Origin of the sequence: Polaromonas sp., from assembly GCF_012927455.1 — a bacterium.
Taxonomy (GTDB): Bacteria; Pseudomonadota; Gammaproteobacteria; order Burkholderiales; family Burkholderiaceae_C; genus Polaromonas.
The window spans coordinates 70,982-95,694 of sequence record NZ_JABBPE010000005.1 but is presented as its reverse complement, the minus strand read 5'-3'; the positions used below and the strand labels follow the sequence as shown (position 1 = coordinate 95,694).

The 24,713-nt window shown below is 57.4% G+C and carries 26 protein-coding genes; 24 read left to right on the top strand and 2 right to left on the bottom strand.

Annotation, left to right across the window (positions count from 1 at the left end):
* Nucleotides 1-365 precede the first annotated feature (365 nt).
* From HHJ18_RS06445 to HHJ18_RS06430, 4 genes are read left to right on the top strand one after another with little or no spacing between them, the layout of a single operon-like run.
* The gene (locus tag HHJ18_RS06445) at nucleotides 366-1,454 is read left to right on the top strand and encodes an RluA family pseudouridine synthase (RefSeq protein ID WP_296913496.1); all 1,089 of its coding nucleotides are present in this window, start codon (nucleotides 366-368) and stop codon (nucleotides 1,452-1,454) included.
* 54 nt (nucleotides 1,455-1,508) lie between these two features.
* A complete protein-coding gene (locus tag HHJ18_RS06440; RefSeq protein ID WP_296912890.1) occupies nucleotides 1,509-2,168 on the top strand; it encodes an HAD-IA family hydrolase in 660 nt (219 codons plus the stop codon).
* 30 nt (nucleotides 2,169-2,198) lie between these two features.
* Nucleotides 2,199-2,564 (top strand): Rieske 2Fe-2S domain-containing protein, encoded by a 366-nt coding sequence (locus HHJ18_RS06435; RefSeq protein ID WP_296912887.1) that lies wholly within the window; start codon nucleotides 2,199-2,201, stop codon nucleotides 2,562-2,564.
* Between the two features lie 21 nt (nucleotides 2,565-2,585).
* A complete protein-coding gene (locus HHJ18_RS06430; protein WP_296912884.1) occupies nucleotides 2,586-3,668 on the top strand; it encodes a S49 family peptidase in 1,083 nt (360 codons plus the stop codon).
* A gap of 89 nt (nucleotides 3,669-3,757) precedes the next feature.
* Here the strand turns inward: HHJ18_RS06430 and HHJ18_RS06425 are convergent, their stop codons facing one another.
* Together HHJ18_RS06425 and HHJ18_RS06420 are read right to left on the bottom strand one after the other, a co-directional pair.
* A complete protein-coding gene (locus HHJ18_RS06425; protein WP_296912881.1) occupies nucleotides 3,758-4,534 on the bottom strand; it encodes an SAM-dependent methyltransferase in 777 nt (258 codons plus the stop codon).
* 5 nt (nucleotides 4,535-4,539) lie between these two features.
* Entirely contained in the window at nucleotides 4,540-5,211 is a 672-nt protein-coding gene (locus HHJ18_RS06420; protein WP_296912878.1) for a Maf family nucleotide pyrophosphatase, read from the bottom strand.
* Between the two features lie 25 nt (nucleotides 5,212-5,236).
* Between HHJ18_RS06420 and HHJ18_RS06415 the strand changes: the two genes are divergently transcribed.
* The 20 genes from HHJ18_RS06415 (at nucleotide 5,237) to era (ending at nucleotide 24,597) form a co-directional block, all read left to right on the top strand.
* Nucleotides 5,237-5,788: a DUF177 domain-containing protein gene (locus tag HHJ18_RS06415; RefSeq protein WP_296912875.1), complete on the top strand. Its 552-nt coding sequence runs from the start codon at nucleotides 5,237-5,239 to the stop codon at nucleotides 5,786-5,788.
* 204 nt (nucleotides 5,789-5,992) lie between these two features.
* Nucleotides 5,993-6,175, top strand: coding sequence for a 50S ribosomal protein L32 (rpmF, locus tag HHJ18_RS06410; RefSeq protein ID WP_296912874.1), 183 nt, complete (start codon nucleotides 5,993-5,995; stop codon nucleotides 6,173-6,175).
* A gap of 85 nt (nucleotides 6,176-6,260) precedes the next feature.
* Nucleotides 6,261-7,370 (top strand): phosphate acyltransferase PlsX, encoded by a 1,110-nt coding sequence (gene plsX / locus HHJ18_RS06405; protein ID WP_296912871.1) that lies wholly within the window; start codon nucleotides 6,261-6,263, stop codon nucleotides 7,368-7,370.
* An 11-nt stretch (nucleotides 7,371-7,381) separates the two neighbouring features.
* On the top strand, nucleotides 7,382-8,359 hold the full coding sequence (locus HHJ18_RS06400; protein ID WP_296912868.1) for a beta-ketoacyl-ACP synthase III: 978 nt from the start codon (nucleotides 7,382-7,384) through the stop codon (nucleotides 8,357-8,359).
* A 48-nt stretch (nucleotides 8,360-8,407) separates the two neighbouring features.
* The gene (locus HHJ18_RS06395) at nucleotides 8,408-9,799 is read left to right on the top strand and encodes a sialidase family protein (protein ID WP_296912866.1); all 1,392 of its coding nucleotides are present in this window, start codon (nucleotides 8,408-8,410) and stop codon (nucleotides 9,797-9,799) included.
* The gene (locus HHJ18_RS06390) at nucleotides 9,780-10,448 is read left to right on the top strand and encodes a hypothetical protein (RefSeq protein ID WP_296912863.1); all 669 of its coding nucleotides are present in this window, start codon (nucleotides 9,780-9,782) and stop codon (nucleotides 10,446-10,448) included. The genes HHJ18_RS06395 and HHJ18_RS06390 overlap by 20 nt, the downstream gene beginning before the upstream one ends.
* A 103-nt stretch (nucleotides 10,449-10,551) precedes the next feature.
* A complete protein-coding gene (gene fabD / locus HHJ18_RS06385; protein ID WP_296912860.1) occupies nucleotides 10,552-11,502 on the top strand; it encodes an ACP S-malonyltransferase in 951 nt (316 codons plus the stop codon).
* The gene (gene fabG / locus HHJ18_RS06380; protein ID WP_296912857.1) at nucleotides 11,499-12,245 is read left to right on the top strand and encodes a 3-oxoacyl-ACP reductase FabG; all 747 of its coding nucleotides are present in this window, start codon (nucleotides 11,499-11,501) and stop codon (nucleotides 12,243-12,245) included. Before fabD ends, fabG begins: the two co-directional genes overlap by 4 nt.
* Before the next feature lie 161 nt (nucleotides 12,246-12,406).
* Nucleotides 12,407-12,646 (top strand): acyl carrier protein, encoded by a 240-nt coding sequence (gene acpP / locus HHJ18_RS06375; RefSeq protein WP_296912855.1) that lies wholly within the window; start codon nucleotides 12,407-12,409, stop codon nucleotides 12,644-12,646.
* Nucleotides 12,647-12,880: 234 nt separating this feature from the next.
* Entirely contained in the window at nucleotides 12,881-14,125 is a 1,245-nt protein-coding gene (fabF, locus tag HHJ18_RS06370) for a beta-ketoacyl-ACP synthase II (protein WP_296912852.1), read from the top strand.
* A gap of 48 nt (nucleotides 14,126-14,173) precedes the next feature.
* Nucleotides 14,174-14,713 (top strand): hypothetical protein, encoded by a 540-nt coding sequence (locus tag HHJ18_RS06365; RefSeq protein WP_296912850.1) that lies wholly within the window; start codon nucleotides 14,174-14,176, stop codon nucleotides 14,711-14,713.
* On the top strand, nucleotides 14,710-15,345 hold the full coding sequence (gene rpoE, locus HHJ18_RS06360) for an RNA polymerase sigma factor RpoE (protein WP_296912847.1): 636 nt from the start codon (nucleotides 14,710-14,712) through the stop codon (nucleotides 15,343-15,345). Before HHJ18_RS06365 ends, rpoE begins: the two co-directional genes overlap by 4 nt.
* Nucleotides 15,346-15,456: 111 nt before the next feature.
* Entirely contained in the window at nucleotides 15,457-16,095 is a 639-nt protein-coding gene (locus HHJ18_RS06355) for a sigma-E factor negative regulatory protein (protein WP_296912844.1), read from the top strand.
* Nucleotides 16,096-17,256 (top strand): MucB/RseB C-terminal domain-containing protein, encoded by a 1,161-nt coding sequence (locus tag HHJ18_RS06350; protein ID WP_296912841.1) that lies wholly within the window; start codon nucleotides 16,096-16,098, stop codon nucleotides 17,254-17,256.
* Between the two features lie 153 nt (nucleotides 17,257-17,409).
* Nucleotides 17,410-18,888: a DegQ family serine endoprotease gene (locus tag HHJ18_RS06345; protein ID WP_296912838.1), complete on the top strand. Its 1,479-nt coding sequence runs from the start codon at nucleotides 17,410-17,412 to the stop codon at nucleotides 18,886-18,888.
* A gap of 588 nt (nucleotides 18,889-19,476) precedes the next feature.
* Nucleotides 19,477-21,288 carry a translation elongation factor 4 gene (gene lepA / locus HHJ18_RS06340; RefSeq protein WP_296912835.1) on the top strand — a complete coding sequence of 604 codons (1,812 nt, stop codon included), beginning with the start codon at nucleotides 19,477-19,479 and terminating at the stop codon, nucleotides 21,286-21,288.
* A gap of 11 nt (nucleotides 21,289-21,299) precedes the next feature.
* Nucleotides 21,300-22,265 carry a signal peptidase I gene (lepB, locus tag HHJ18_RS06335; protein ID WP_296912833.1) on the top strand — a complete coding sequence of 322 codons (966 nt, stop codon included), beginning with the start codon at nucleotides 21,300-21,302 and terminating at the stop codon, nucleotides 22,263-22,265.
* An 84-nt stretch (nucleotides 22,266-22,349) separates the two neighbouring features.
* Nucleotides 22,350-22,691 carry a DUF4845 domain-containing protein gene (locus HHJ18_RS06330; RefSeq protein WP_296912832.1) on the top strand — a complete coding sequence of 114 codons (342 nt, stop codon included), beginning with the start codon at nucleotides 22,350-22,352 and terminating at the stop codon, nucleotides 22,689-22,691.
* Nucleotides 22,692-23,393 carry a ribonuclease III gene (rnc, locus tag HHJ18_RS06325; RefSeq protein WP_296912830.1) on the top strand — a complete coding sequence of 234 codons (702 nt, stop codon included), beginning with the start codon at nucleotides 22,692-22,694 and terminating at the stop codon, nucleotides 23,391-23,393.
* 238 nt (nucleotides 23,394-23,631) lie between these two features.
* Complete coding sequence (era, locus tag HHJ18_RS06320) at nucleotides 23,632-24,597, top strand: GTPase Era (protein WP_296913493.1); 966 nt, start codon at nucleotides 23,632-23,634, stop codon at nucleotides 24,595-24,597.
* Nucleotides 24,598-24,713 lie beyond the last annotated feature (116 nt).

Below are 24,713 nucleotides of genomic sequence, written 5' to 3'. Positions count from 1 at the left end.
CAGCTGGATCCGCATGCAGCCATTTGTTCGTGACTCGGGCTGCACGCATGGTATTCCGTAGTTGTATTCGCAAAACGTCGACTCGCTTGCCGCTTAATACGCTCGCCGCGGGGTGACTGGCACTCGTCGCTTGCGGGCAATTGCCGGCTTGGCATCGACCTTCCAGCGACGCTGCAGGTTGGCCTTTTCAGGGGCTTGCGACTCGCGTGGACTAAACTCCAGACGAATCAACAACTTACAGCATATCGCTAGTGAAACACATTATAGGGGCAGCTTCAGGCAAAACGCGGCAGGCACTCAAGCCGCCTGTCCGCACCGCGACGCCTGCCGTCCCGCCCCGTCCCCCCGTCCCAGAGCGCCCGGACATCCGCGAGGAGCCGGGCAAAGCGCCGCCGCAGGCAACCTTGGTCACTGTGGATGAGGACTACGCAGGCCAGCGGCTTGACAATTTTCTGATTCGCCAGCTCAAGGGCGTGCCCAAAACCCATGTGTACCGCATCATTCGCAGCGGCGAGGTGCGCATCAACAAGGGCAGGGCGCATGCCGACACCCGGGTTGAAGCCGGTGACATCGTGCGCCTGCCGCCGGTTCGCACCTCGGAGCGGGCCGATCAAAAGGCCCAAGCTATGGCCGAAGAGGTGGCACGCCACGGCGCCAGTTCCACCCTGGGCGGTTATGCGCCTTCGCGTGAGTTTCCGATTCTTTTTGAAGATGATTTCCTGCTGGCCATCGACAAACCGGCCGGCGTGGCTGTGCACGGTGGCAGCGGCGTGAGCTTTGGCGTCATCGAGCAACTGCGCATGGCGCGCCCCGGCGCGGAGTTTCTGGAACTGGTGCACCGGCTAGACCGCGAAACCAGTGGCATTTTGCTGATTGCCAAGCGGCGCATGGCCCTCAAAGTGCTGCAGGAGCAATTCCGAGAACGCGAAACCGACAAGATTTATCTGGCGCTGGTCAGCGGCATCTGGCCCGCCAATCTGCGCGTGATCGACAAGGCGCTGCACAAATACCTGCAGCCCGACGGCGAGCGGCGCGTCAAGGTGGTGGCCAATGAGCATCCCGACGGCATGCGCTCGGTCACGCTGCTCAAGGTCAAGTCTGTCATTGCCGCCAATTCCGCAGCGCCAGCCACGCCGTTCACCCTGCTCGAAGTCACCATCAAGACCGGGCGCACCCATCAGATTCGGGTGCACCTGGCGGGCGAAGGGCATCCGATTGCTGGAGACGACAAATATGGCGATTTTGAGCTGAACAAGGCGCTGCAACGATCCAGTGCGGGCGCAGCATCGCTCAAACGCATGTTTTTGCATGCCTGGAGCCTGAAGTTCAATCATCCCAAAACTAGAAAAGCGATTCATCTGCAAGCCGGCTTGCCCGATGAACTGCAGCAGTTTCTGCCCGCCCGACCTCCCGAGCCGTCCCGCGCGCCCGCCACAGAGCCCGACAATTCCTGATGGTTTGCGTTGATCGGCCGGGCATTGCGCTTGGCGGCCAGCGACAATCGAGTCATGTATATTCGAAACTTTGACCTGATTGCCTTCGACTGGGACGGCACCTTGTTTGACTCTACCCAAATCATCGTGCGCTGCATTCAAGCGGCGGTGCGCGACGTGGGTGGTACGGCGCCCACCGATGCGGCGGCGGGCTACGTGATCGGGCTCGGTCTGATGCAGGCCTTGGCCCACGCAGCGCCCGATGTGCCGCCCGAAAAATACCCAGCACTGAACGCGCGTTACCGCCACCATTACGCCACCCACGCCAACGACCTAAGCCTTTTTAAAGGCGTGTTGCCCCTGCTCGCCGGGCTGAAGGCGCGCGGCCATCTGCTGGCGGTGGCGACCGGTAAATCCCGACTGGGGCTGGACGAGGCGCTGCAGAGCGTGGAACTCAAGGACGTTTTTGACAGCTCCCGCACCGCCGATGAGACGGCCGGAAAGCCTGATCCGCGCATGCTGCACGAGTTGATGGCGCAGTTCGCCATCCCGGCTGAACGGGTATTGATGGTGGGCGACACCACGCACGACCTGCAGATGGCGCTCAATGCCGCTTGCCCCAGCGTGGGCGTAAGTTACGGCGCGCACGAGCCCGAGGCGTTCGTAGCGCTGCGCCCGCGCCACATAGCGCATTCGGTGCAGGGGCTGCACGACTGGTTCCTCCTCAATGGCTAGCCTGCAATTTCCCAACCATTGCACGCCGTCGTGAACGCGTTGCTGCCCCTTTGCAACAGCCGCGATTTGCTGGAAGGCGGGCAGGCGGTGCCGTTTGACATCAATTACGCCGGTCAAACCTGCCGGGCCTTCGCCGTCCGTTACCAGGGCCTGCCCCATGCCTACCTGAACCGCTGCACCCATGTGGCGATGGAGCTCGATTGGCAGCCCAACCAGGTTTTCGACGACAGCGGCGAGTGGCTGCTGTGCGCCAGTCATGGCGCCGCTTACCGGCCCGATACCGGTCAATGCGCGGGCGGGCCATGCCAGGGCGGATTGGTGAAAATCACCTTGTCGGAAAATGACGGGGTTATCTATTGGCATTGCGCCTACAACCTCAAGCCGGTACTCTTTTAATTATTCTCTAAACTAGTGACCATGAACGACTCCAACCGCCCCGGCAATACCGATCCCACTTTTGATCCGTCCACGGATCCGCTTCCTCAGGGAAAGCAGGCGGAAGCGCTTGCCAGTGGGGCGCAAGGCGCTCCTGAATTGATAGCAAAAAAATCAGCAAAAACAGATCCCGTCAGCGTTCCTGGCTGGGAGCGGGCGACGCTGGAGAAGCTGGCATTTGCCTCGCTCAATGAGCAGAAGGCCACGCGCCGCTGGAGAACCTTTGTGCGCCTGTCCTGGCTGGCTTTCTTCGTCGCGCTGGTGTGGCTTGCATTGCACCGTGGCACGCCGGTGAATGCGGCGTCCGGGCCGCACACCGCAGTGGTGGAGATTAAGGGTGAGATTGCTGCAGGTGCTGATGCCAGCGCCGAGTTTGTCAATGCCGCGCTGCGCGCTGCGTTTGAAGACGAGGGCTCCAAGGCCGTTGTGCTACTGATCAACTCGCCGGGTGGCAGCCCGGTGCAGGCCGGCATGATGAATGATGAAATCCTGCGCCTGAAGGCCAAACACAAGAAACCGGTGTACGCCGTGGTGGAAGAAACCTGCGCCTCGGCCGCTTATTACATCGCCGTCTCGGCCGACAAAATCTATGTCGACAAGGCCAGCGTGGTCGGCAGCATCGGCGTGCTGATGGACGGCTTTGGTTTTATCGGCCTGATGGAAAAGCTGGGTGTAGAGCGCCGGCTGATGACAGCGGGTGAAAATAAAGGCTTTCTGGATCCGTTCAGCCCGCAAAGCGACAAGCAGCGCGCGTTCGCGCAGTCGATGCTGGACCAGATTCATCAGCAGTTCATCGGCGTGGTGAAAGCCGGACGCGGCAAGCGCCTGAAAGAGACGCCCGAGATGTTCAGCGGCCTGTTCTGGAGCGGCCAGCAGGCCGTTGAGCTGGGTCTGGCCGACCAGTTGGGTAATCTGGATTACGTAGCGCGCGAAGTGATCAAAGCCGAGGAAATCATCGATTACACACGCCGCGAAAACGTGGCGGAGCGTCTGGCCAAAAAGTTTGGCGCGTCCATGGGCGAAGGCGCCATGAAGGCGTTCAAGGCGATCCCCTCGATTCGCTGAGTGTCTGGCCGCATGGGCTCACCGGCAGCGTCAATCAGCTGGCAAAAGCCCGCCAAATACCGGGTATTTGGCGGGCTTTTTCATGCCTGTTAGCGGCCTATGCAAAACACCGTGGGCAAGTCCAGCGGGGCGTGTTGCTTGTCGCGCTTCCAGCTGCTGACCTGCGCGCTGTGCGACCAGCCGCTGGACATCGTCAGGCCACAGCTCAAAGCCAGCCGGGTGTTGTGCTGCAGCGATTGCAGCAGCGATTGCAGCAGCGCGGCGTTGCGATAAGGCGTTTCAATAAAGAGCTGGGTCTGGCCGGTTTTCAGCGCTAACGATTCCAGCTCGCGAATGCGCTGGGCACGGCCGGGAGGATCTTGAGGCAGGTAGCCGACAAACGCGAAATTCTGGCCGTTCAGGCCACTTGCGGCCAACGCCAGCATCAACGACATGGGCCCCGTTAGCGGCAGCACCTGCAGCCCGAGATCGTGGGCTGCGCGCACCACCGACGAGCCCGGGTCTGCTATGGCGGGCATGCCGGCTTCGCTGACCAGGCCCATGTCGCGGCCATCCAGCGCGGCCAGCAGAAGGGGCCGCGCATCGAAGTTGCCGCTGTGGTCGCCTTTCTTGTGAACCTCTCGTGGCAGCTCCTGAATTTGTAGCGCCTGTAGGGCATGGCTCAGGGGCTCCAGCTCGCTGATGCGCTTCAGATAGGCGCGTGTGCTCTTGGCATTTTCGCAGATCCAGCAGGGCAGGCGGGCCGCGATCTGCAGCGTGGCCCAAGGCATCACGTCTTGCAGTGGCGCTTGTTCGTTGCAGCCGAAATCGAGTGGCGCGGGCACCAGGTAGAGCTTCCCGCGCGCAGGTTTGGCGGTACTTGTCATGGCTGTCATCGATCGACCTGCCCGCCAGCCAGCAGGGCAACGCCGGCGGCCCGGATCATTTTGCAGGTGCGAATCAGCGGCAACCCGACCAGCGCGGTGGGGTCGTCGCTGTCTATAGACTCCAGCAGTGCAATACCCAGGCCTTCGCTTTTGGCGCTGCCTGCGCAGTCATAGGGTTGCTCGGCGCGCAGGTAGTTCTCAATCTCATCGTCGCTCAGGTCGCGAAAACGGACAGCGACCGCAGCCACCTCGCTCTGCTCAAAACCGCTTTCCAGGCACACCACCGCGACTGCTGTCTGGAAAATGACTGTTTGTCCTCGCATCAGGCGCAATTGCGCGACCGCTCGTTCATGGGTGCCCGGTTTTCCCAGGGGCAGGCCGTTCAGGTCGGCGACCTGATCCGCGCCTATGACGACGGCATGGGGGAACGCTGTGGCCACCGCACGCGCCTTGACCAAGGCCAGGCGCTCGGCGAGTGCGCGCGGACTCTCGCCCGAAAGCGGGGCTTCTTCGACCCCGGGCGACATCACCTCAAACGGGATGTGCAGGCGCTGCAGCAATTCGCGGCGATAACGCGATGTGGAGCCCAGTATCAGCAGACGGGTGGCCCGAAGGCTGCAAGTCGTGATGTCCGGGACCGCCGGCAGAGTGGCGACAAGGGAGGAGGCAGAGTTCATGCTCCGATTCTCTTACACTGCACTCATGTCCTCAAATCTTCAAGCCAATCGCCTCAACATGCAGGCCTTCGTGCAAGATGGCGTGCCGCTCGCCGAAACCACTTTGCTACAAAATATGGAGCGCCTTGCCAAGGAAATGCAAGGGCTGCAGCCCGATTCAGCTGTGCATTGGACAGCGAAAGGTGAGTTGCGGCCGCAACCCGGTGCGGAGCCCGGGGTGTGGCTGCATTTGCAGGCCAAGGCGGACCTTCCGTTGACCTGCCAGCGCTGCATGGGGGCGGTGATTGCGCCGGTGGAAGTAGACCAGTGGTACCGGTTTGTGGCCACCGAAGACATCGCCATGGCCGAAGACGACCAGTCCGAGGAAGACTTGCTGGTCATGGAGCCTCACTTTGATTTGCTCGCCTTACTGGAAGACGAATTGCTGATGGCGCTCCCGCTAGTGCCCATGCATGAGCAGTGCCCAGTGACCCCGACGCTTAGTGCCGGCGAGGTTGACATCGCCAGCGAAACCGCGGAGAAGCCCAATCCTTTCGCTGTTCTGGCCGAACTCAAGAAGAAAAAAATAGTGATTTAGTCTTGGTTTTTTCGATGGGAAATACGCTGGCGGCAGGCCTTGCTGAACACCCGAGTGGGGGCATTGGAGGATGTGCTCTGTATCGAGCTATAATCAAAGGCTTCGCGTACCAATGCAGTGATACGGGCCCATACGGTCAATCTACCTGAATTGAAAATTCTTGGTGCGTAATTAGCAACCCCTTTACCCCCTTAGGAGCGGATCATGGCCGTCCAACAGAACAAAAAGTCACCTTCCAAGCGCGGTATGCATCGCTCGCACAACGCTCTGACCGTGCCAGGCATCGCCGTGGAACCCACCACCGGCGAAATCCATTTGCGGCACCACATCAGCCCTACCGGTTTTTACCGTGGTCGCAAAGTGCTGAAAACCAAAATTGAAGCGTAATCCCAAGCTTTGAACATTGGCCCGCACTCATCTTGCGGGCCATTCTTTTATTTAGGCGCCAATTCGTGATCGATCCGATCTTCTCATGATCAGCATCGCCGTAGATGCCATGGGCGGCGACGTCGGTCCCGCTGTCACTATTCCGGCAACTCTTGCGTTTCTGGAAGGGCACCCCGGCGCTTCGGTGCTTCTGGTGGGGCAGCCTGAAGTTCTGGCGCTGCATCCGCTGCATGCCCGACTACGATCTCACGCCCGTTGTCAAATCGTTGCAGCCAGTGAGGTCGTCACCATGGACGATCCGCTGGAAATTGCCTTGCGGCGTAAAAAAGATTCGTCGATGCGGGTGACGATGAATCAGGTCAAGGGCGGTTTGGCTCAAGCTGCAGTTTCAGGCGGTAACACTGGTGCGCTGATGGCGATTGCCCGTTACGTCCTTAAAACGATGGACGGTATAGACCGGCCAGCCATTGCCTCCCAGTTGCCCAATGCGGCGGGTGGTGCCACCACAGTGCTTGATCTGGGTGCAAATGTAGATTGCACCGAAGAGCACCTGCTGCAATTTGCAGTCATGGGATCTGCGCTGGTGGCCGCTATTGCCGACAAGCCGTCGCCCACAGTCGGTCTTCTCAATATCGGAGAAGAGGCTATCAAAGGCAGCGAAATAATCAAAAGAGCTGGTAGATTGTTGCGATCAGCGTCTAATTCCGGTGATATCAATTTCTTCGGGAATGTCGAGGGTGATGACATTTTCAAGGGCACAACCGATCTCGTGGTGTGTGACGGTTTTGTCGGAAATGTCGCGCTCAAAACCAGCGAAGGCTTGGCGCATATGATTGGTGACTTCATTAAAGCAGAGTTTTCTCGCAATATTTTGACGAAAATTTCCGCGATTGTCGCCTATCCGGTCTTAGCTGCATTTAAGAATCGTTTTGATCATCGTCGTTATAACGGTGCTGCTTTGCTGGGTTTGCGCGGACTGGTGTTCAAGAGCCATGGCTCTGCTGACGCCTTCGCGTTTGAGAGGGCGCTGAATCGGGCTTATGATGCTGCGCGAAATAATCTGCTTGAGAAGGTACGCGAGCGCATTGACCATGCTGCGCCTTTGTTGGCGGTGCCGGTCGGACCGTCAAGCGATGTGTTGCTTGATGAGTCATCAAGGCCCGGAGCCTTACCTGTTGCAATCCAGGCACACTAATCATTAATCCCATGACCCGTTATTCACGCATCACCGGTACCGGAAGTTATTTGCCTCCGCGTCGACTGACAAATGCCGAACTAGCAGCTGAACTTGCGACCAAGGGCGTTGAAACCTCCGATGAATGGATTGTCGAGCGCACCGGAATTCGGGCCCGCCACTTTGCGGCGCCTGATGTTTCCAGCAGCGACCTAGCCGTTGCGGCCGCCAAGCAGGCCTTGGAAGCTGCTGGCTTACTGGCGTCCGACATTGATCTCATCATCGTTGCCACATCAACCCCGGACATGGTGTTTCCATCGGTGGCGTGTATTGTGCAAAACAAACTGGGGATAGCCGGTTGCCCGGCTTTCGATGTCCAGGCCGTTTGCAGCGGATTTATCTATGCGCTGACTGTGGCTGATGCCTTGATTAAAACGGGTTCCGCTACAAAAGCCTTGGTGATAGGGGCCGAGGTTTTTTCGCGCATTCTGGATTTTTCAGACAGGACCACCTGCGTGCTGTTTGGCGACGGAGCGGGTGCGGTGGTGCTGCAAGCCTCGGACACACCTGGCATTCTTGCCAGTGATCTGCATGCCGACGGCAAGTATGTGGGCATCTTATGCGTGCCAGGCCATGTCTCGGGTGGCCAAGTTGTGGGCGACCCCTTGCTCAAAATGGACGGACAGGCTGTGTTCAAGCTTGCTGTGGGCCTGCTCGAAAGTACCGCCCGCGCCACGCTGGCTAAAGCGAATCTGAGCGAAGCTGACATCGACTGGATGATTCCGCACCAGGCCAATATCCGAATCATGCAGAGCACGGCCAGGAAGCTGAAGATGCCGCTTGAAAAGGTGATTGTTACGGTGGACCAGCATGGCAACACCTCCGCTGCGTCCATTCCTTTGGCGATGGATGTAGCCGTGCGTGACGGTAAGGTCAAGAAAGGCGACACCCTCTTGCTGGAGGGCGTGGGTGGAGGCTTCACGTGGGGTGCGGTGCTGCTCAATTATTGAGATGAGTTCCCGCATTCCTCTGCCTACTTCAGCCAGACAGGTGGCCGCGTGAACTTTAGACCCTCGGTCTTTACTGCGCGCTTCGACCGCTTTGCTGCGCTATTGCTGGCGCTGGCCTTTGCCCTTGCCGGATGGAAAATTCTCGACCGCCCACCCGCAGCGAACTTTGCCACGGTGCCGCAGCAGCCCGAAATGGCAGAAAACGTGGCGGGACTCTCTACCAAAACAGCTCCGCTAACGAGTTTGCCTCAGCAGCAGGTCTCACCCGATGGCCGTTTCCGATTTGACGCGCAATTTGTCTCCTCTGCCCCGGGCCAGGCCGTGCATGCCCCTTCCATTGTTGAATTGCGCGATGGCAGCTTGCGGGCGGTCTGGTTCTCAGGGTCGCGCGAAGGTGCGAGAGACGTCACCATTCAAAGTGCCATCATGGACGCAACCAGCTTGCACTGGGGCGCTGAAAGCACAGTCGTGGACAGGCGACAGCTTCAGAAGGGCCTCTGGCGCTATGTTAAAAAAATGGGTAATCCGGTGATAACGCGCGCCCCCGATGGATCGCTGTGGCTTTGGCTGGTCAATGTTTCCCTGGGAGGGTGGGCCGGCAGTTCCATTACATGGGCCCGTTCCAGTGATGAAGGGTCCACTTGGAGCGCGCCCCGGCGCCTCGTGACCTCGCCCTTTCTTAATATCAGCACACTGGTCAAAGGGGCGCCAATTGCCTTGCAAGATGGCGGAGTCGCGCTGCCGGTTTACCACGAGTTTGTAAGCAAATTTGGTGAAATACTGCGAATCAATGGCAGCGGGCAGGTGCTTGACAAAGTGCGTATCGCCGGCAGCCGAAACAGCCTGCAACCGGTGGTACTGGTAGCCGGGCCGCTACAAGCGCAGGCCTATATGCGTTCGGGCAACGCCATTGCCATGATGCGGTCCACGACTGACGACGCCGGCAGCACCTGGTCTTCCACGCGGCCAAGCACCTGGCCTAACCCGGATTCAGCGCTCGCCGGGGTTGTGACAGCGACAGGTGCGCAGTGGCTGGCCCTAAACCCTGCAACCAGAAACCGCGAAGTTCTCGCGCTCTTGCAGACCAGCATCGGCGGCAGCTTCGATGGCGCGCGCCCGTGGATTGTGGAGTCATCCACCACGCCTGAAACCCGATTGTTGACAGATAACTACGAGCGTTTGTTGGGTAATGAACTCAAGGCGCGCGGGGCGAGCGAAGAGCAGACTCGGGCCTATGTAGCCAGCGCCAAACGCCAGCTGTGCGGTGCTGCCAGCTGCGCGCAGGAGTTCTCATACCCTTATTTGTTGCAAAGTAGAGATGGCTACATCCATCTTGTGTACACCTGGCACCGCACGCGCATCAAGCATGTGCGCTTTGACCCCCTGCAACCTGTTTCAGCTGCCCAAGCAGTCCCCGCACATGTTGCCGCCCCTAACTGATCTGGCGGCTCTGATGGGCATCGCTCTAGTGCTGTGCACCGGCGTCTTGCGGTTGCTGGACTGCATGCGACGGGGCTCGGGCGTCGCTGGCGTCACCCGCAGTACTCGATCGGCCAAATGGGTTGCGGCGATCTTTTTTGTGATTTTTTGGTGCCCCTTTGGATCCGTTCAGTTGCCCCTGGTGGCTTACATAAGAGGCATCAGTTCGGACCTCAGTATCACGCTGGTGGCGCTGGCTTGTATGAATTTGCGCCAGCGTTTGTTGGGGCTTGGCGCAGTTGATCTGCGGGAGCGCATGGCCGTGAACGCTGTGGTCGGAGTAGCCGCGTTGCTTCTATATCCGCTGGCGCTGGGCTGGAGTGATTGGGATGTCTATCGGGCCGGATGGGGTGCACCCGGCATGTGGGTCGGGCTGCTGGTACTGTCACTGTTTTGCTGGGCCCAAGGTCTGCGGCTGGTGCCGATTCTTGTGGCACTGGCCTTGCTGGCATGGCGTTTCGGCGTACTGGAATCTACTAATCTTTGGGACTATCTCCTGGATCCCTGGCTGGCATTCGCAGCGCTTTTCCAGTGTGTAAAGTGCGGTGCTCGACATTTGCTGGCTAGGTCCAGGCGGACTGAATCGGATGCTGCGTACCAGTCGGCCTGATGCGCCCGTTGTGCAACCGGCGATGGCTGCGTGTGTATTCCTGAAATTGGCCCTGATATTTTTCATGGCTTGAGTTGAAAAGTTTGATAACCGGAGTGTTCACTTGAAATCGTTCGCCTTTGTTTTTCCGGGCCAAGGCTCACAGTCGGTCGGCATGCTGGATGCCTGGGGTGACCACCCCGTCATCGCGCAAACGCTGGTGGAGGCGTCTGACGCGCTGAATCAGGACCTCGGTCGACTGATTCGGGAAGGTCCGAAGGAGGAACTGGGCCTGACGACCAACACCCAACCTGTGATGCTAGTTGCAGGCGTGGCGATTTACCGGGCGTGGATGGCCGAGACCGACGCCGTACCAGCTGTAGTGGCCGGGCACTCCCTGGGGGAGTATTCAGCGCTGGTGGCGTCGGGCGTGTTGTCCCTGACGCAGGCTGTACCACTGGTGCGATTTCGGGCGCAGGCCATGCAGGACGCTGTTCCCGTGGGGGTGGGCGCGATGGCCGCGATTCTGGGGTTAGATGCGGCCAAGGTGATTACAGGATGTGCAGAGGCGGTGCGGACGTTTGGAATCAACACGACTGAAGTGGTTGAAGCCGTCAATTTCAATGACCCCCTGCAGACGGTCATTGCAGGCAGCAAGGCTGCAGTGGACAAAGCCTGCGAAGTCCTCAAGGCCAACGGCGCCAAGCGAGCCTTGCCCTTACCGGTTTCGGCGCCGTTTCATTCCAGTCTGATGAAGCCAGCGGCTGAGAAGCTCAAGGAAAAATTGGCGACCGTTCATTTTGCAGCTCCCCAGATTCCGGTCATCAATAATATTGAGGCAGCTAGCGAGACCGATGCCGACCGGATTCGAGCGGCGCTTTACGAGCAGGCGTTTGGTCCGGTGCGCTGGGTTGAATGCGTGCAAGCCATTAAAGCGCGCGGACTGACTAGCATTGTTGAATGCGGGCCGGGCAGGGTGTTGGCGGGCACGGTGAAAAGAATTGATTCCGAGCTGACGGGTACGCCCTTGTATGATCCTGCCTCGTTGGTTGATGTGAAGGGGATGCTTGCATGAGCGAATTAAAGTTTGAAGGACAGGTCGCGCTGGTCACCGGTGCATCGCGTGGCATAGGTGCTTCCATTGCGTTTGAGCTGGCCCGAAAGGGACTTAAGGTGATTGGCACCGCAACCAGCGACGAAGGGGCCGAAAAAATTAGTCGGGTTCTAGCGGCATTTCCGGGCTGTGTCGGGAAGAATCTGAATGTGAATGATGCGGCAGCTGCAGAAGCGCTGATAGACAGCATTGTCAAAGAGCACGGCGGGTTGCAGGTTTTGGTGAACAATGCAGGCATCACGCGTGACATGCTGGCGATGCGCTTGAAGGACGATGACTGGGATTCGGTAATCGACACCAATCTTAAAGCGGTGTTCCGCATGAGTCGTGCGGTGATGCGGACCATGATGAAGCAGCGCTATGGCCGCATTATCAGCATTACGTCGGTGGTCGGTGCGTCAGGCAATGCCGGGCAGGTTAATTACGCAGCAGCCAAGGCTGGCGTGGCGGGTATGACGCGTGCGTTGGCGCGCGAGCTGGGCTCGCGCAACATCACGGTCAATTGCGTGGCGCCAGGCTTTATTGAAACCGACATGACCGCCAGCCTGTCGGAGGAGCAGAAAAAAATGCTCTTGGGACAGATTCCGTTGGGTCATCTTGGTAAACCCCAAGATATTGCGCATGCTGTGGCGTTTGTAGCCAGTCCGCAGGCGGCTTACATCACGGGCCAGGAAATTCATGTTAACGGTGGCATGTACATGTAGCCGTCCAAGCTGTTGACCTTGCGGGTTTCATGAAAGCTGCGGGTTGACAGTGGTAAAACACAGGAAATCGAAGCCGGTTTTTATCCGTCCGGCCCGGTGCTTAGAGAAACGACTCTAAGGCTGTAAAATCACGGATTAATTTACAACCCTCAGAGGGAACTATGAGCGATATCGAAGCACGTGTTAAGAAAATCATTGCCGAACAACTTGGCGTGGAAGAAGGTCAAGTCACCAGTGAAAAAGCCTTTGTGGCCGACCTGGGCGCTGATTCACTTGACACCGTAGAACTGGTTATGGCTCTGGAGGACGAGTTTGGCATCGAGATTCCCGACGAGGATGCCGAGAAAATCACAACTGTCCAAAACGCGGTTGACTACGCGAATACCCACCAAAAGGCTTGACGAACATCTGCTCACTCGTCTTAGGTTGACCAGCCGCAAGGTTGGGAGATTCAGGGCGCCGCATTTTTTGAACAATAGCTGGGATATCGGCTGTAAAGTGCGGCTTGCGATCTATCCCGGCCTGTAGCGCTCGCCGGGTCGAGCCATGCACAGATTCCGAGGCTTTCGTGCCTTTGCTGTTATCAAACCTGAAAGGTCTTTTATGGCCTTTCGTGATTTTTTCAGGATTACTGAATGAGCCGTCGTCGTGTCGTCGTGACAGGTCTGGGTTGTGTCAGCCCGGTAGGTAATACCGTGGCCGATTCCTGGGCCAATGTGCTTGCCGGAACCCCCGGTATTGATCTGATCACCCATTTTGATGCAAGCGATTTTTCCTGCAAGTTCGCAGGTGAGGTCAAGGGATTCAAGATATCGGATTACATCCCCGAGAAAGACGCTCGTCACATGGATCGCTTCATCCACTTGGGGCTGGCAGCAGCTTTCCAGGCGGTGGCTGACAGCGGCCTGCCGACCGGCGCTGCCTTAAGCGATGAGATGGCGGTACGCATCGGGTGCAATATCGGTTCAGGCATTGGCGGTTTGCCACTGATTGAGCAGATGCATGGCGAACTGGTCAGTCGCGGCCCGCGCCGTGTCTCGCCGTTTTTTGTGCCGGCGTCAATCATCAACATGATCTCCGGGCATGTATCGATCCAGTTTGGCTTCAAAGGCCCCAATATCGCGGTCGTGACCGCCTGCACTACCGGCCTTCACGCCATTGGCCTGTCGGCCCGCATGATTGAGTATGGCGATTGCGATGTCATGGTTGCCGGTGGCTCTGAAGCGACGATCTCTCCGCTGGGCCTTGGCGGCTTTGCTGCGGCTAGGGCTCTCTCGACTCGTAATGAAGACCCCAAAACAGCTTCGCGACCCTGGGACAAGGACCGGGATGGCTTTGTGTTGGGCGAAGGTAGCGGCGTGGTGGTGCTGGAAGAGTACGAGCACGCCAAAGCGCGTGGTGCGAAGATTTACGCCGAAGTCATCGGCTTTGGTATGAGCGCTGACGCTTATCACATGACGGCACCTGACATCGACGGCCCCCGCCGCTCCATGGTTATGGCGTTGAAGAATGCTGGCATCAATGCCGATCAGGTTCAATACCTCAATGCCCACGGCACGTCCACTCCGCTCGGGGACTTGAATGAAACCAATGCTATCAAGGCGGCGTTTGGCAGCCACGCCAAGGACATGGTGGTTAGCTCCACTAAATCCATGACAGGCCACCTTCTGGGAGGCGCTGGCGGTGTTGAGTCGGTGTTCACTGTACTGGCACTGCATCATCAGAAAATTCCACCGACCATCAATATTTTCAATCAGGATCCCGAGTGTGACCTGGACTACTGCGCCAACACAGCGCGAGATTCCAAAATCGAAATTGCGATCAAGAATAATTTTGGATTTGGTGGTACCAACGGCACACTGGTATTCAAGCGCGTCTGACGCGGCTTTATTTCACTGTTTCTTGCGCGCGCCAAACTACAAACTGCCTTGAGCGCACATAACGCCCCACCGGTCATCTATCCGCTGGGGCGTTCGCGCTTTCAGGGCTGGGTATTGCTGGGTTTGTGGCTTGCCGGTCTGCTGTTAGTGCCACTCTGGGTTTACGTTACCCGGCAGGTGGATTGGCGCACCGTTATAGCCCTCGTCGCCGTTTTTCTTGCTGGCGTGGCAGCATTTATAGGCACCAAAAACGCCCCGGCCGGCCAGTTGGCATGGGATGGAGATGTCTGGCGCTGGGAAAGGCTGAACTACCAGGCCGGAATTACAGAATATGAACTCTCGGTGGCCGCCGATTTTCAGCATAGATTGCTGCTGCGGCTGCAAAGTCAGGCGCAAGCCAAATTGTGGATCTGGGTAGATAGTCAAGCCGCGCCCGAGCGCTGGCTCGATCTGCGCCGCGCGGTCTATTCTCCGCGCCGGCCGACCGTTGCCTCGACGCCGCACGGCTCGTTGCACGCCGAACCGCCGCATGCTGTGGCAGTATCCGTGTCTATGCACCCGGTTGTTGCCACGCAAAAAAATCCATGATCTCCGACCCGCCACCGTTGCCGGCCGAGAAGGCTACCGACAGCGATGCCATCCTCGTCGAACGTACGGTTGCGGGTGATCAGAAGGCTTTTGAACTGCTGGTCATCAAGTACCAGCGGCGAATTCAGCGCCTGATAGGACGCATGGTTCGTGATGTGGATCTCGTCGAAGATATTGCTCAAGAGACCTTTATTCGGGCCTACCGGGCATTGGCTCAATTCAGGGGTGAGGCCCAGTTCTACACCTGGCTGTACCGGATTGCGGTCAACACCGCCAAAAAAGCCTTGATGGACCTCAAACGCGATCCGACCGTTTCAGAGAATTCCTTCAAATCGGCGGATGACGATGAAACTTCCCCGCTGGAAAACGAACTAACAAGTTCCGAAACACCAGATGCCGTGTTGGCCAGCAAGGAAATAGCGCAAATCATCAATTCCGCCATGGACGCGCTTCCGCATGAGCTCCGCCAGGCTATTACCTTGCGTGAAATTGAAGGGCTGAGTTACGAGGAGATATCGGAAGCTATGAACTGCCCCATAGGCACGGTTCGGTCCAGAATTTTCAGGGCCCGCGAAGCGATTTCGGAGAAAGTCAAGCCCTTACTGGAAAACCAGTCAGGCAAGCGCTGGTGAAGCGTTAGAGCCCAAGCGTTGAAGAGCACAAAGATCATGAAGAGCGGATAGCGAGTAAGAGCAAGTTTTTCAGCCATTAAGAAACTGGCAGCTACGCTGCCCAAACACATCATGAAACCGTTTCAGCAAACCAGCGAACTCATGTCTGCCTTGGCCGATGGCCAGTTGAGCAGCGGGGATGTTGCAGCTGTACTCCAGGTCTGCGAGCGCGGCGGGTCCGCGCTTGCCGACTGGAACACCTACCACCTGATCGGTGAGGTGCTTCGATTGCCTGCTGGTCTGTCGGTGCTCGCAACGCATGGTGCGGACATGGCGTTTGTGAGTCGGCTCAGCCAACGCATCGCGCAGGAATCTTTCTCTACGGCCGAAATGCTACCACTTGACTTTGATTCCACAGTTCTGGTCAGTGGAAATGCTGCCGCTGACTTGATACACCACCGGGGCGCGGCGTCCAATGATGGTAATTTTCGCTGGAAGCTGCTCGCTGGCCTGGCTTCCCTTGCCGCCGTGACCGCCGTCGCCTGGAACGTTTCTGGATTTATTTCGCCGGCCGTTGCGCCGCAGCTTGCCCAGGGTCCCGGCGTCCAGCAAGTTGTGGTGACTTCGCCGCAAGGCCCGATGGTGCGCGATGCCAGGCTTGAGGAACTGCTGGCAGCACACAGACAGTTGGGAGGTAACTCTGCCTTGCAGGTGCCCTCGGGTTTTTTGCGAAACGCTACTTTTGAAGCACCGCAGAATGCGAGACGTTGAGTGAGCTCCGAACTCAGGCCCTGCTTGCATAAATCCATGAATTCCAGGTGTTTTCGCCTTCTAGCCCTTGCTACATGGTCGCTTCTAGCTACGAATTATGTAGCGGCCCAAGGATTTTTGCCGGCAGTGCTTTTTCATAGTGGGCCACCGCCCCAAGGAAAGTTAACCACCTCCGCCGAGGATGAGGGCGCTAAAGCCTTCGAAGCGGCTGGACCCGCACCCAGCCGCGCTGTGTTGCCTGCGGAAGCAGAGTCCAAACACATTAATGACTGGTTAAAGCGCATCCACGAAGCATCCAGGAAACTTTCGTATGTCGGGACGTTTGTCGTGCAGTCTGGCGGGGCCATGTCCAGCGCCAAAATCTGGCGTGTTTGCGAAGGCGGTCAGCAGTTGGAGCGGGTTGAAACGCTCACAGGCGCGCCGCGTTCCATCTTTCGGCACAACGACCAAGTCGTCACCTTTCTGCCGGACCATAAAGTGGTGCGCAGCGAAAAACGGGAGTCATTGGGAATATTTCCCGAGTTGCTTCAATCGACCGACAGCCGCATTGCCGACTTCTACAAGGTTCGGCACGATGGCGCCGAGCGCGTGGCTGGAGTCGAAGCCGACATCATCGTACTTGTTCCAAAAGACAAGCTGCGTTTCGGCTACCGTGTCTGGACCGAACAGAAAAAGGGTTTGGTGGTAAAGCTGCAGACACTGGATACCGATGGCAAAGTGCTCGAGCAGGCGGCTTTTTCGGAATTGAAACTCGATGCGCCCGTGAAAATGGACAAACTCGTGCAAATGATGACCAAGGTAGACGGCTACCGCGTTGAAAAACCTGTGCTGGTAAAGACTACGGCAAGCGCCGAAGGTTGGGTTATGAGGGCGCCGGTGGCTGGCTTCAAGTCCATGAGTTGCTACAAGCGCCCGGCTAACGCGACAAATGGTGTGATTGGCGAAGAACCACTTCAATGGATATTTTCAGACGGGCTGGCGTCGGTCTCGGTTTTTGTGGAGCGTTTTGATCGGCAGCGCCATGACAAAGAGTCCAGCCTTTCGTTGGGCGCTACCCAGACCATGACCAAACAGATCGAGGGTTATTGGGTAACCGTCATGGGCGAGGTGCCCATGACGACCTTACGGCTCTTTGCCGACGGGATGCAGCGTAAGAAATAGTTGCCGGGCATACTTTTGCCATGACACCAGAATTTTGTGCAGCACGGTAGTTTGCTTTTATTGGTCCTGACCCCACTTGCTTTGGTGTGAATTTTTGTTCACCATCTTTTTATCTGATCACCCCCCATTTATTTATTTATGACGAGGCCGATGATGCTTGAAATGAACTGGAAACCCCTGCGCTCTTATTTTGCTGCAGGGTTGCTGGCGGCCGTTGCCGCAAGTACTGTGCTGCCTGTCCAATCCGTTTGGGCGCAAGGCCGTACGCTGCCTGACTTTACTGACTTGGTGGAGCAAGTGGGGCCATCGGTGGTCAATATCCGAACGCTTGAGAAAGTCAAAGCGTCTGGCCCAGGGGGCGCCGACGAGCAGATGCTTGAGTTTTTTAAGCGTTTCGGGATCCCGGTTCCCCCCAACATGCCTCGCGCGCCGCGGCCGGATCGCAACCACCCGCAGCCCCAGCCGCAGCAACCGGACGAGGACCAGCCGCGTGGCGTGGGCTCGGGGTTCATTCTCACGGCCGACGGCTTTGTCATGACAAACGCCCATGTGGTGGAAGGCGCGGATGAAGTGATCGTCACCCTGCCGGACAAACGCGAATTCAAGGCCAAAATTATCGGGGCGGACAAGCGCAGCGACGTAGCGGTGGTCAAGATCGAGGCGACCGGGTTGCCCGCTGTAAAAATCGGTGATATGAATCGCCTCAAGGTGGGCGAATGGGTCATGGCTATTGGTTCGCCCTTTGGCCTTGAGAACACCGTAACGGCGGGCATTGTCAGCGCCAAGCAACGTGATACCGGCGACTACCTGCCTTTCATCCAGACGGATGTGGCCATTAATCCGGGCAACTCGGGTGGTCCTCTGATCAATATGCGTGGGGAGGTCGTGGGCATCAACAGTCAAATTTATTCACGCTCAGGCGGCTTTCAAGGTATTTCCTTTGCCATACCGATCGACGAAGCGGCGCGGGTATCAGACCAGTTGCGCAGTAGCGGCAAGGTAACGCGTGGGCGCATTGGCGTTCAGATCGATCGTGTCACCAAGGAAGTGGCCGAGTCCATAGGTCTGGGCAAGGCCCAGGGGGCACTGGTAAGAGGTGTTGAAAGTGGTGCGCCAGCAGAAAAGGCAGGCATAGAAGCCGGAGACATCATTACTAAGTTTGAGGGTAAATCGATTGACAATTCCAGCGATCTTCCACGTATGGTGGGCAATGTAAAGCCTGGTACCAAGGCTGCGATCACTGTATTCAGGCGTGGTGTGGTGAAAGATCTGTCGGTCACTATCGCAGAAATAGAGCCAGAAAAACCAGTGCGTAAAACTTCCGCTCCAGAGCCCAAGCCGCCAGTGGCTGGTCCCGCGCAAGTGGTGGGTCTGGCGGTGAGTGATCTGCCTGAAGCGCAAAAAAAGGAACTCAAGATCAAGGGAGGGGTAAAAGTCGACACTGCTGAAGGTGCGGCAGCACGGGCAGGACTTCGCGAGGGCGATGTGATTGTTGCGATTGCGAATTCTGAAGTCACAAGCGTCAAGGAGTTTGAGGCTGCGTTGGCGAAAATTGACAAGTCAAAGGTCGTCAATGTCTTGTTCCGGCGCGCCGAGTTGGCGCAGTATGCGCTGATCCGGCCGGGACGCTGATGTTTTGACCATGGCTCAGGCGACGGGCTCTTCATTTGATCGCTGGTGTTCAGCAAGTTGTACATTCGAGCCATCAAAAGACCCTATTGCTCGCTCGGCTGCGGTTTTTTCTCAGAAAAAGTAGAGTGTTTTTACCAGTTCTAAAAATATATTTCGATGAGAAAACGTATGCATGTCTGTTTGCGCTCACTTACTATAAATATAGGTTACTGATGAATTTGGTTAGAATGTAGCAAGATTTTTATGCTGTTCCGATATATCAAAGTACAGGAAGTTCGGGATTTCCCCGTCAATCCGTGCTGCGCACTGTCGATCCACAGATCACCCACAAGTTGTCCATAGGTAAACAGTATAAATTGTGAACAAGCTGTGCATAAGTTTCTTGTTGCTACCTTGCAACGTCAAAGATTTGGCCGTTTTGGGACTGTTCGACACGGGCTTTTTGCCTACAATGAAGCTCCAACTATCGCAGTTGCCATAGATTGTTGGTTCAGGGCGCGTCGCTACTCGACGCGCCCTTTTTTATGGTTCATGCGATTGGCGTGCAACTTCTTCGCATTGCTTTCAAGTACTTAGGCGTTCTCTTTGATGAATCACATCAGAAATTTTTCGATCATTGCGCACATTGATCACGGCAAATCCACGCTCGCAGATCGAATCATTCAACGCTGTGGCGGCTTGCAGGATCGTGAGATGAGTGCGCAGGTGCTCGATTCGATGGAGCTTGAGAAAGAGCGTGGGATAACCATCAAGGCGCAGACCGCTACGCTGAAATACAAGGCACGCGATGGTCAGGTTTATCACCTCAATCTGATCGATACACCGGGTCACGTGGACTTCTCATACGAAGTGAGCCGCTCTTTGTCTGCCTGTGAAGGTGCGCTGCTAGTGGTGGATGCCAGCCAAGGCGTGGAAGCGCAAACCGTTGCCAACTGCTACACCGCGCTGGACCTGGGCGTGACAGTCGTGCCGGTACTCAACAAGATGGATTTGCCGCAGGCCGATCCGGAAAACGCCAAGCAGGAAATTGAGGACGTTATCGGCATTGATGCGACCGATGCCATCCCCTGCAGCGCCAAGACCGGCATGGGCATTGACGAGATTCTCGAAGCCGTGATTGCCAAGATCCCACCACCCCAAGGGAATCCCTTGGGCGCGTTGCGCGCCATGATCATTGACAGCTGGTACGACGCTTATGTAGGCGTGGTCATGCTGGTGCGTGTGGTGGACGGGCGTCTGGCGAAGGGCGATCGCATCAAGCTCATGGCCAGTGAAGCCACTTACAACGCCGACCAGCTGGGAGTCTTCACCCCCCACACCGAAGATCGTCCGTCACTGGAGGCTGGGGAAGTGGGCTTTGTGATCGCTGGCATCAAGGAACTGCAGGCCGCGCGCGTTGGCGACACACTGACCATGATCAAACCCGGCACAGGTGGCGCTGCATTCACGGCCACCGAGGCCTTGCCCGGCTTCAAGGAAATCCAGCCGCAGGTGTTTGCCGGTCTGTATCCGAGCGAGGCCAGCGAGTACGACTCTTTACGCGATGCGCTGGAAAAGCTCAAGCTCAATGACGCGTCGCTGCATTACGAACCTGAGGTAAGTCAGGCCCTCGGCTTTGGCTTTCGCTGCGGCTTCCTCGGCCTGCTCCACATGGAGATCGTCCAGGAGCGCCTTGAGCGCGAATTCGACCAGGATTTGATCACGACAGCTCCCAGCGTGGTGTACGAGGTACTCAAGGCCGATGGCGAAATCATCAGGGTTGAAAATCCTTCGAAAATTCCAGATGCCGGAAGAGTTAACGAGATTCGCGAACCTATAGTTACCGTGCATCTTTATATGCCGCAGGATTATGTCGGCGCCGTCATGACGCTGGCCAACGTCAAACGCGGCGTCCAAATGAACATGGCCTACCACGGCAAGCAGGTCATGCTCACCTACGAGATGCCGCTAGGCGAAATCGTGCTCGATTTCTTTGACAAGCTTAAATCCGTGTCACGCGGTTACGCGTCGATGGACTACGTTTTCAAGGAGTTTCGCGCTTCCGACGTGGTCAAGGTCGACATTTTGCTCAACGGCGAGAAGGTCGATGCGCTATCCATCATCGTGCACCGCAGCCAATCAGCCTATCGCGGACGCGCCGTGGTGGCCAAGATGCGCGAGATCATTTCACGGCAGCAATTTGACGTGGCGATCCAGGCGGCCATTGGAGCCAACATTATTGCGCGTGAGACAATCAAAGCGCTGCGTAAAAACGTGATTGCCAAATGCTACGGCGGCGATATCTCACGCAAACGCAAGCTCCTTGAGAAACAAAAAGCGGGTAAAAAGCGCATGAAACAAATCGGTTCGGTGGAAGTGCCCCAAGAGGCCTTCCTGGCCATATTGCAGGTGGAAGATTAATGCGCGGTGTCATGAGTTCAATCACAGCGATCGTGCTGGCGATGTTTATCGGGTACGGCGCAGCTTGGTATTTTGGTGTGGTCGAAGGCAACTTTGCCCTGCTGCTGTTCTTGGCGACGCTGGTTACAGGCATCTATTGGGTGGCCGAGAGGGTGTACTTTCTGCCGCAGCGGCGCCTAGCCGTCGCAACGCTTGAGGCAAGTGCCTTGCGGCGTCAGGGCGAGCTCGCCAAAATGGGTATCAGTCAGGTCGATGACCACACCGTTGAAACCAAAAACCGCCTCCTCATGCAGCCTTGGTGGCTGGATTGGACCGCAGGTCTATTTCCCGTGATTGTGGTGGTTTTCCTGCTGCGGTCTTTCCTGTTTGAACCCTTCAAGATTCCGTCTGGATCGATGATTCCAACGCTGCTGATCAACGATCTGATTCTGGTCAATAAATTCCATTACGGTGTGCGCTTGCCCGTCATCAACACCAAGTTGCTTGACAACCATAGCCCCGAGCGCGGCGACGTGATGGTGTTTCGCTATCCACCCAAGCCGAGCCTGGACTACATCAAACGCGTGGTCGGTGTGCCAGGCGACGAAGTGGCTTACCTCAACAAAAAGCTCACCATCAATGGCAAGTCCCTAACCAAGACGCCACTGCCTGATTTCTTTGACGAGGATGCGCTGCGCTACGCCAAGCAATTCGAGGAAGTCAGCGGCAGCAAAAAATACCGTCTGCTTAACGACGAGGATCGACCCGCCTTCATCCCCGGAGCCGATGATTTTCCCTTCAAGCAAAATTGTCGCTACAGTAGCGAAGGGGTGGTTTGCAAGGTGCCCGAAGGGCACTATTTCATGATGGGCGACAACCGCGACAATTCACTCGATTCCCGTTATTGGGGCTTTGTCCCTGAAAAAAACATCGTCGGCAAAGCCTTTTTTGTCTGGATGAATTTCGGCAATCTAAAACGTATTGGTTCATTCCAGTAAGTTCGGCAGGGGGGGCGGACTGCGGAATGCCCAGGCCATAGTTCACAGCGTTCATCCGGCTTACCAGCTAGAGTAAAAGAAAAAATGAAACATCAGCAACGCGGCATTTCCTTCATCGGCCTTCTGTTTGTGGGTATCGTGCTGGCTTGCGCCGGGGTGCTAGCTGCCCAGGTTGCGCCTACGCTGATTGAGTACCAGGCCATCACCAAGGCGGCCAGCAAAGCCAAAGAGGGCAGCACAGTGGCCGAGGTAAAGTCCATTTTCGACAAAGCCGCGCAGATTGATGACATCAAATCAATCGCCGGCAAGGATCTGGAAGTGAGCAAGGAAGGCGGCAACACCGTGGTGGCTTTTGCTTATACCAAGGAAATTCACATGGCTGGCCCGGCCTACCTGCTGCTCAAGTACAACGGCCGATCCAAGTAAGTGCGAGCCAGTGCCACCTCAAGTCCAGATCTGCTGGCCCTGCAAAAGCGCCTGCAGCATGATTTTTCCAATCCCAAACTGCTGGTACAGGCGTTAACGCATCGCAGTTTTTCGGCCGACCATAACGAACGCATTGAGTTCCTCGGGGATTCCGTCCTCAATCTGGCCGTGGCGGGGTTGCTGTACGAGCAACTGAGCGAACTGCCTGAGGGCGACTTGTCGCGCGTCAGGGCTAACCTCGTCAAGCAGGACACGCTGCACAACCTGGCGTTGGTGCTGGGCCTGGCGGGCCTGATGCGTCTGGGCGAAGGTGAGGCCAAGTCCGGCGGCCAAAAGCGGCCTTCCATTTTGGCCGATGCGTTGGAAGCGGTGATTGGCGCGGTTTACCTCGACGCCGGCTTCGACGCCGCTTCCCGCCTGGTGCGTCGCCTGTTTAAGGATGTGGAAGTCAACCCGCAGATGCAGGCCATCGGCAAGGATCCCAAAACCGAATTGCAGGAGTGGCTGCAAGGGCGCAAAATGAATCTTCCCATTTACCGCGTGGTGGGCACCATGGGCGCCGCGCACCAGCAGACCTTCGATGTGGAGTGCGAAATCACCGAATTCGGACGCGCTGAACGCGGCATCGGCGGCTCGCGCCGGGCCGGTGAGCAGGCCGCCGCAGCCGCCATGCTGACGTTTGTCAAAACACTCGACGCCTGATTACGCGCTGCCAAATCCTGGCTCGGACCAGGGGGCCGCAGCCCAACACCATAGATAGACCATGAGTACAGTAAAAAAAGAAACCAGCAAGCCGGTAAAAGCGGCGCCCAAAACCACGCCTAAAGTTGGGTTAAAAGCTGCGTCAAAAACGGCAGCAAAACCGGTGGTGAAGGCTGCGGCCGCCAAGCTGTCGACTCCTCCACCAGAGCGCGGGCAGGAGCAGGACGCGATAGGCGCCATGCTGACCCAGGCTTTGGTGTCTCGCGGAGCCGCCGTCCCCGCCCCTGACAGAGACTCGCCTGCAACCAATATTCCCCCGGTTGGCGAGCAGCGCTGCGGCCTGATTGCCATCGTCGGCAAACCCAACGTGGGCAAGTCCACCCTGCTCAATGCGCTGGTCGGCCAGAAGATCAGCATCACCTCGCGCAAGGCGCAAACCACCCGGCACCGTATCACCGGCATGCGCACTATCGATGCGACGCAATTTGTCTTTGTCGACACGCCAGGCTTTCAGACCCGGCACAGCAATGCCTTGAACCGTTCGCTGAACCGCACGGTGGTCGGCGCCGTCAACGACGTGGACCTGATCGTGTTTGTCGTGGAGGCAGGCCAATTCAACCAGGCCGACGCCAAAGTACTGTCTTTGCTGCCCGAGAAAATCCCGGCGATTTTGCTGGCCAACAAGTTCGACCTGATTCATCGCCGCGCCGAGATTGCGCCCTGGCTAAAGGAGATGCAGGAACGCCACAACTTCGCCGAGTTTGTGCCCATGTCGGCCAACAATGCCAAGGATGTCGAACGGCTGTTCGGCATTTGCTCAAAATACCTGCCGCTGCAGCCGTGGATGTATGGTGCCGACGAGCTGACCGACCGTAGCGACCGCTTCATGGCCGCCGAGATCATTCGAGAAAAACTGTTTCGCCTGACCGGCGACGAGCTGCCCTACACCTCTACCGTGCTGATCGACCAGTACGAGGAAGAGGGCAATTTGCGCAAGATTGCCGCCACCATCGTCGTCGAGCGTGACGGTCACAAGGGCATGATCATTGGCGAGAAGGGCGAAAAGCTCAAGCGCATCGGTACCGAGGCCCGGCACGAACTCGAAGCGCTTACGGGTGGCAAGGTGTTCCTGGAGATCTGGGTCAAGGTCCGTTCGGGCTGGGCGGATGACGAGGCACGGGTAAAAACTTTCGGCTATGAGTAGACATGGTGCCTCCACGTTCGCCCACTTCGTGTAGCTCGCTGCCTCTTGAGGGGGCCGCTGCGCCTGCGGCCCGGCGAAGCCGGTTCCGCGGCCCTGGCTTGTATTTTTTTGGTCCC

What these genes read in the sequence shown, in the direction of transcription:
- HHJ18_RS06440 (WP_296912890.1), top strand. Translation starts at nt 1,509, where the DNA reads ATGTATATTCGAAACTTTGACCTGATTGCCTTCGACTGGGACGGCACC.
- HHJ18_RS06430 (WP_296912884.1), top strand. Translation starts at nt 2,586, where the DNA reads ATGAACGACTCCAACCGCCCCGGCAATACCGATCCCACTTTTGATCCG.
- HHJ18_RS06425 (WP_296912881.1), bottom strand. Translation starts at nt 4,534, where the DNA reads ATGACAAGTACCGCCAAACCTGCGCGCGGGAAGCTCTACCTGGTGCCC.
- HHJ18_RS06420 (WP_296912878.1), bottom strand. Translation starts at nt 5,211, where the DNA reads ATGAACTCTGCCTCCTCCCTTGTCGCCACTCTGCCGGCGGTCCCGGAC.
- HHJ18_RS06415 (WP_296912875.1), top strand. Translation starts at nt 5,237, where the DNA reads ATGTCCTCAAATCTTCAAGCCAATCGCCTCAACATGCAGGCCTTCGTG.
- rpmF (WP_296912874.1), top strand. Translation starts at nt 5,993, where the DNA reads ATGGCCGTCCAACAGAACAAAAAGTCACCTTCCAAGCGCGGTATGCAT.
- plsX (WP_296912871.1), top strand. Translation starts at nt 6,261, where the DNA reads ATGATCAGCATCGCCGTAGATGCCATGGGCGGCGACGTCGGTCCCGCT.
- HHJ18_RS06400 (WP_296912868.1), top strand. Translation starts at nt 7,382, where the DNA reads ATGACCCGTTATTCACGCATCACCGGTACCGGAAGTTATTTGCCTCCG.
- HHJ18_RS06390 (WP_296912863.1), top strand. Translation starts at nt 9,780, where the DNA reads ATGTTGCCGCCCCTAACTGATCTGGCGGCTCTGATGGGCATCGCTCTA.
- fabG (WP_296912857.1), top strand. Translation starts at nt 11,499, where the DNA reads ATGAGCGAATTAAAGTTTGAAGGACAGGTCGCGCTGGTCACCGGTGCA.
- acpP (WP_296912855.1), top strand. Translation starts at nt 12,407, where the DNA reads ATGAGCGATATCGAAGCACGTGTTAAGAAAATCATTGCCGAACAACTT.
- fabF (WP_296912852.1), top strand. Translation starts at nt 12,881, where the DNA reads ATGAGCCGTCGTCGTGTCGTCGTGACAGGTCTGGGTTGTGTCAGCCCG.
- rpoE (WP_296912847.1), top strand. Translation starts at nt 14,710, where the DNA reads ATGATCTCCGACCCGCCACCGTTGCCGGCCGAGAAGGCTACCGACAGC.
- HHJ18_RS06355 (WP_296912844.1), top strand. Translation starts at nt 15,457, where the DNA reads ATGAAACCGTTTCAGCAAACCAGCGAACTCATGTCTGCCTTGGCCGAT.
- HHJ18_RS06345 (WP_296912838.1), top strand. Translation starts at nt 17,410, where the DNA reads ATGCTTGAAATGAACTGGAAACCCCTGCGCTCTTATTTTGCTGCAGGG.
- lepA (WP_296912835.1), top strand. Translation starts at nt 19,477, where the DNA reads ATGAATCACATCAGAAATTTTTCGATCATTGCGCACATTGATCACGGC.
- lepB (WP_296912833.1), top strand. Translation starts at nt 21,300, where the DNA reads ATGAGTTCAATCACAGCGATCGTGCTGGCGATGTTTATCGGGTACGGC.
- HHJ18_RS06330 (WP_296912832.1), top strand. Translation starts at nt 22,350, where the DNA reads ATGAAACATCAGCAACGCGGCATTTCCTTCATCGGCCTTCTGTTTGTG.
- era (WP_296913493.1), top strand. Translation starts at nt 23,632, where the DNA reads ATGCTGACCCAGGCTTTGGTGTCTCGCGGAGCCGCCGTCCCCGCCCCT.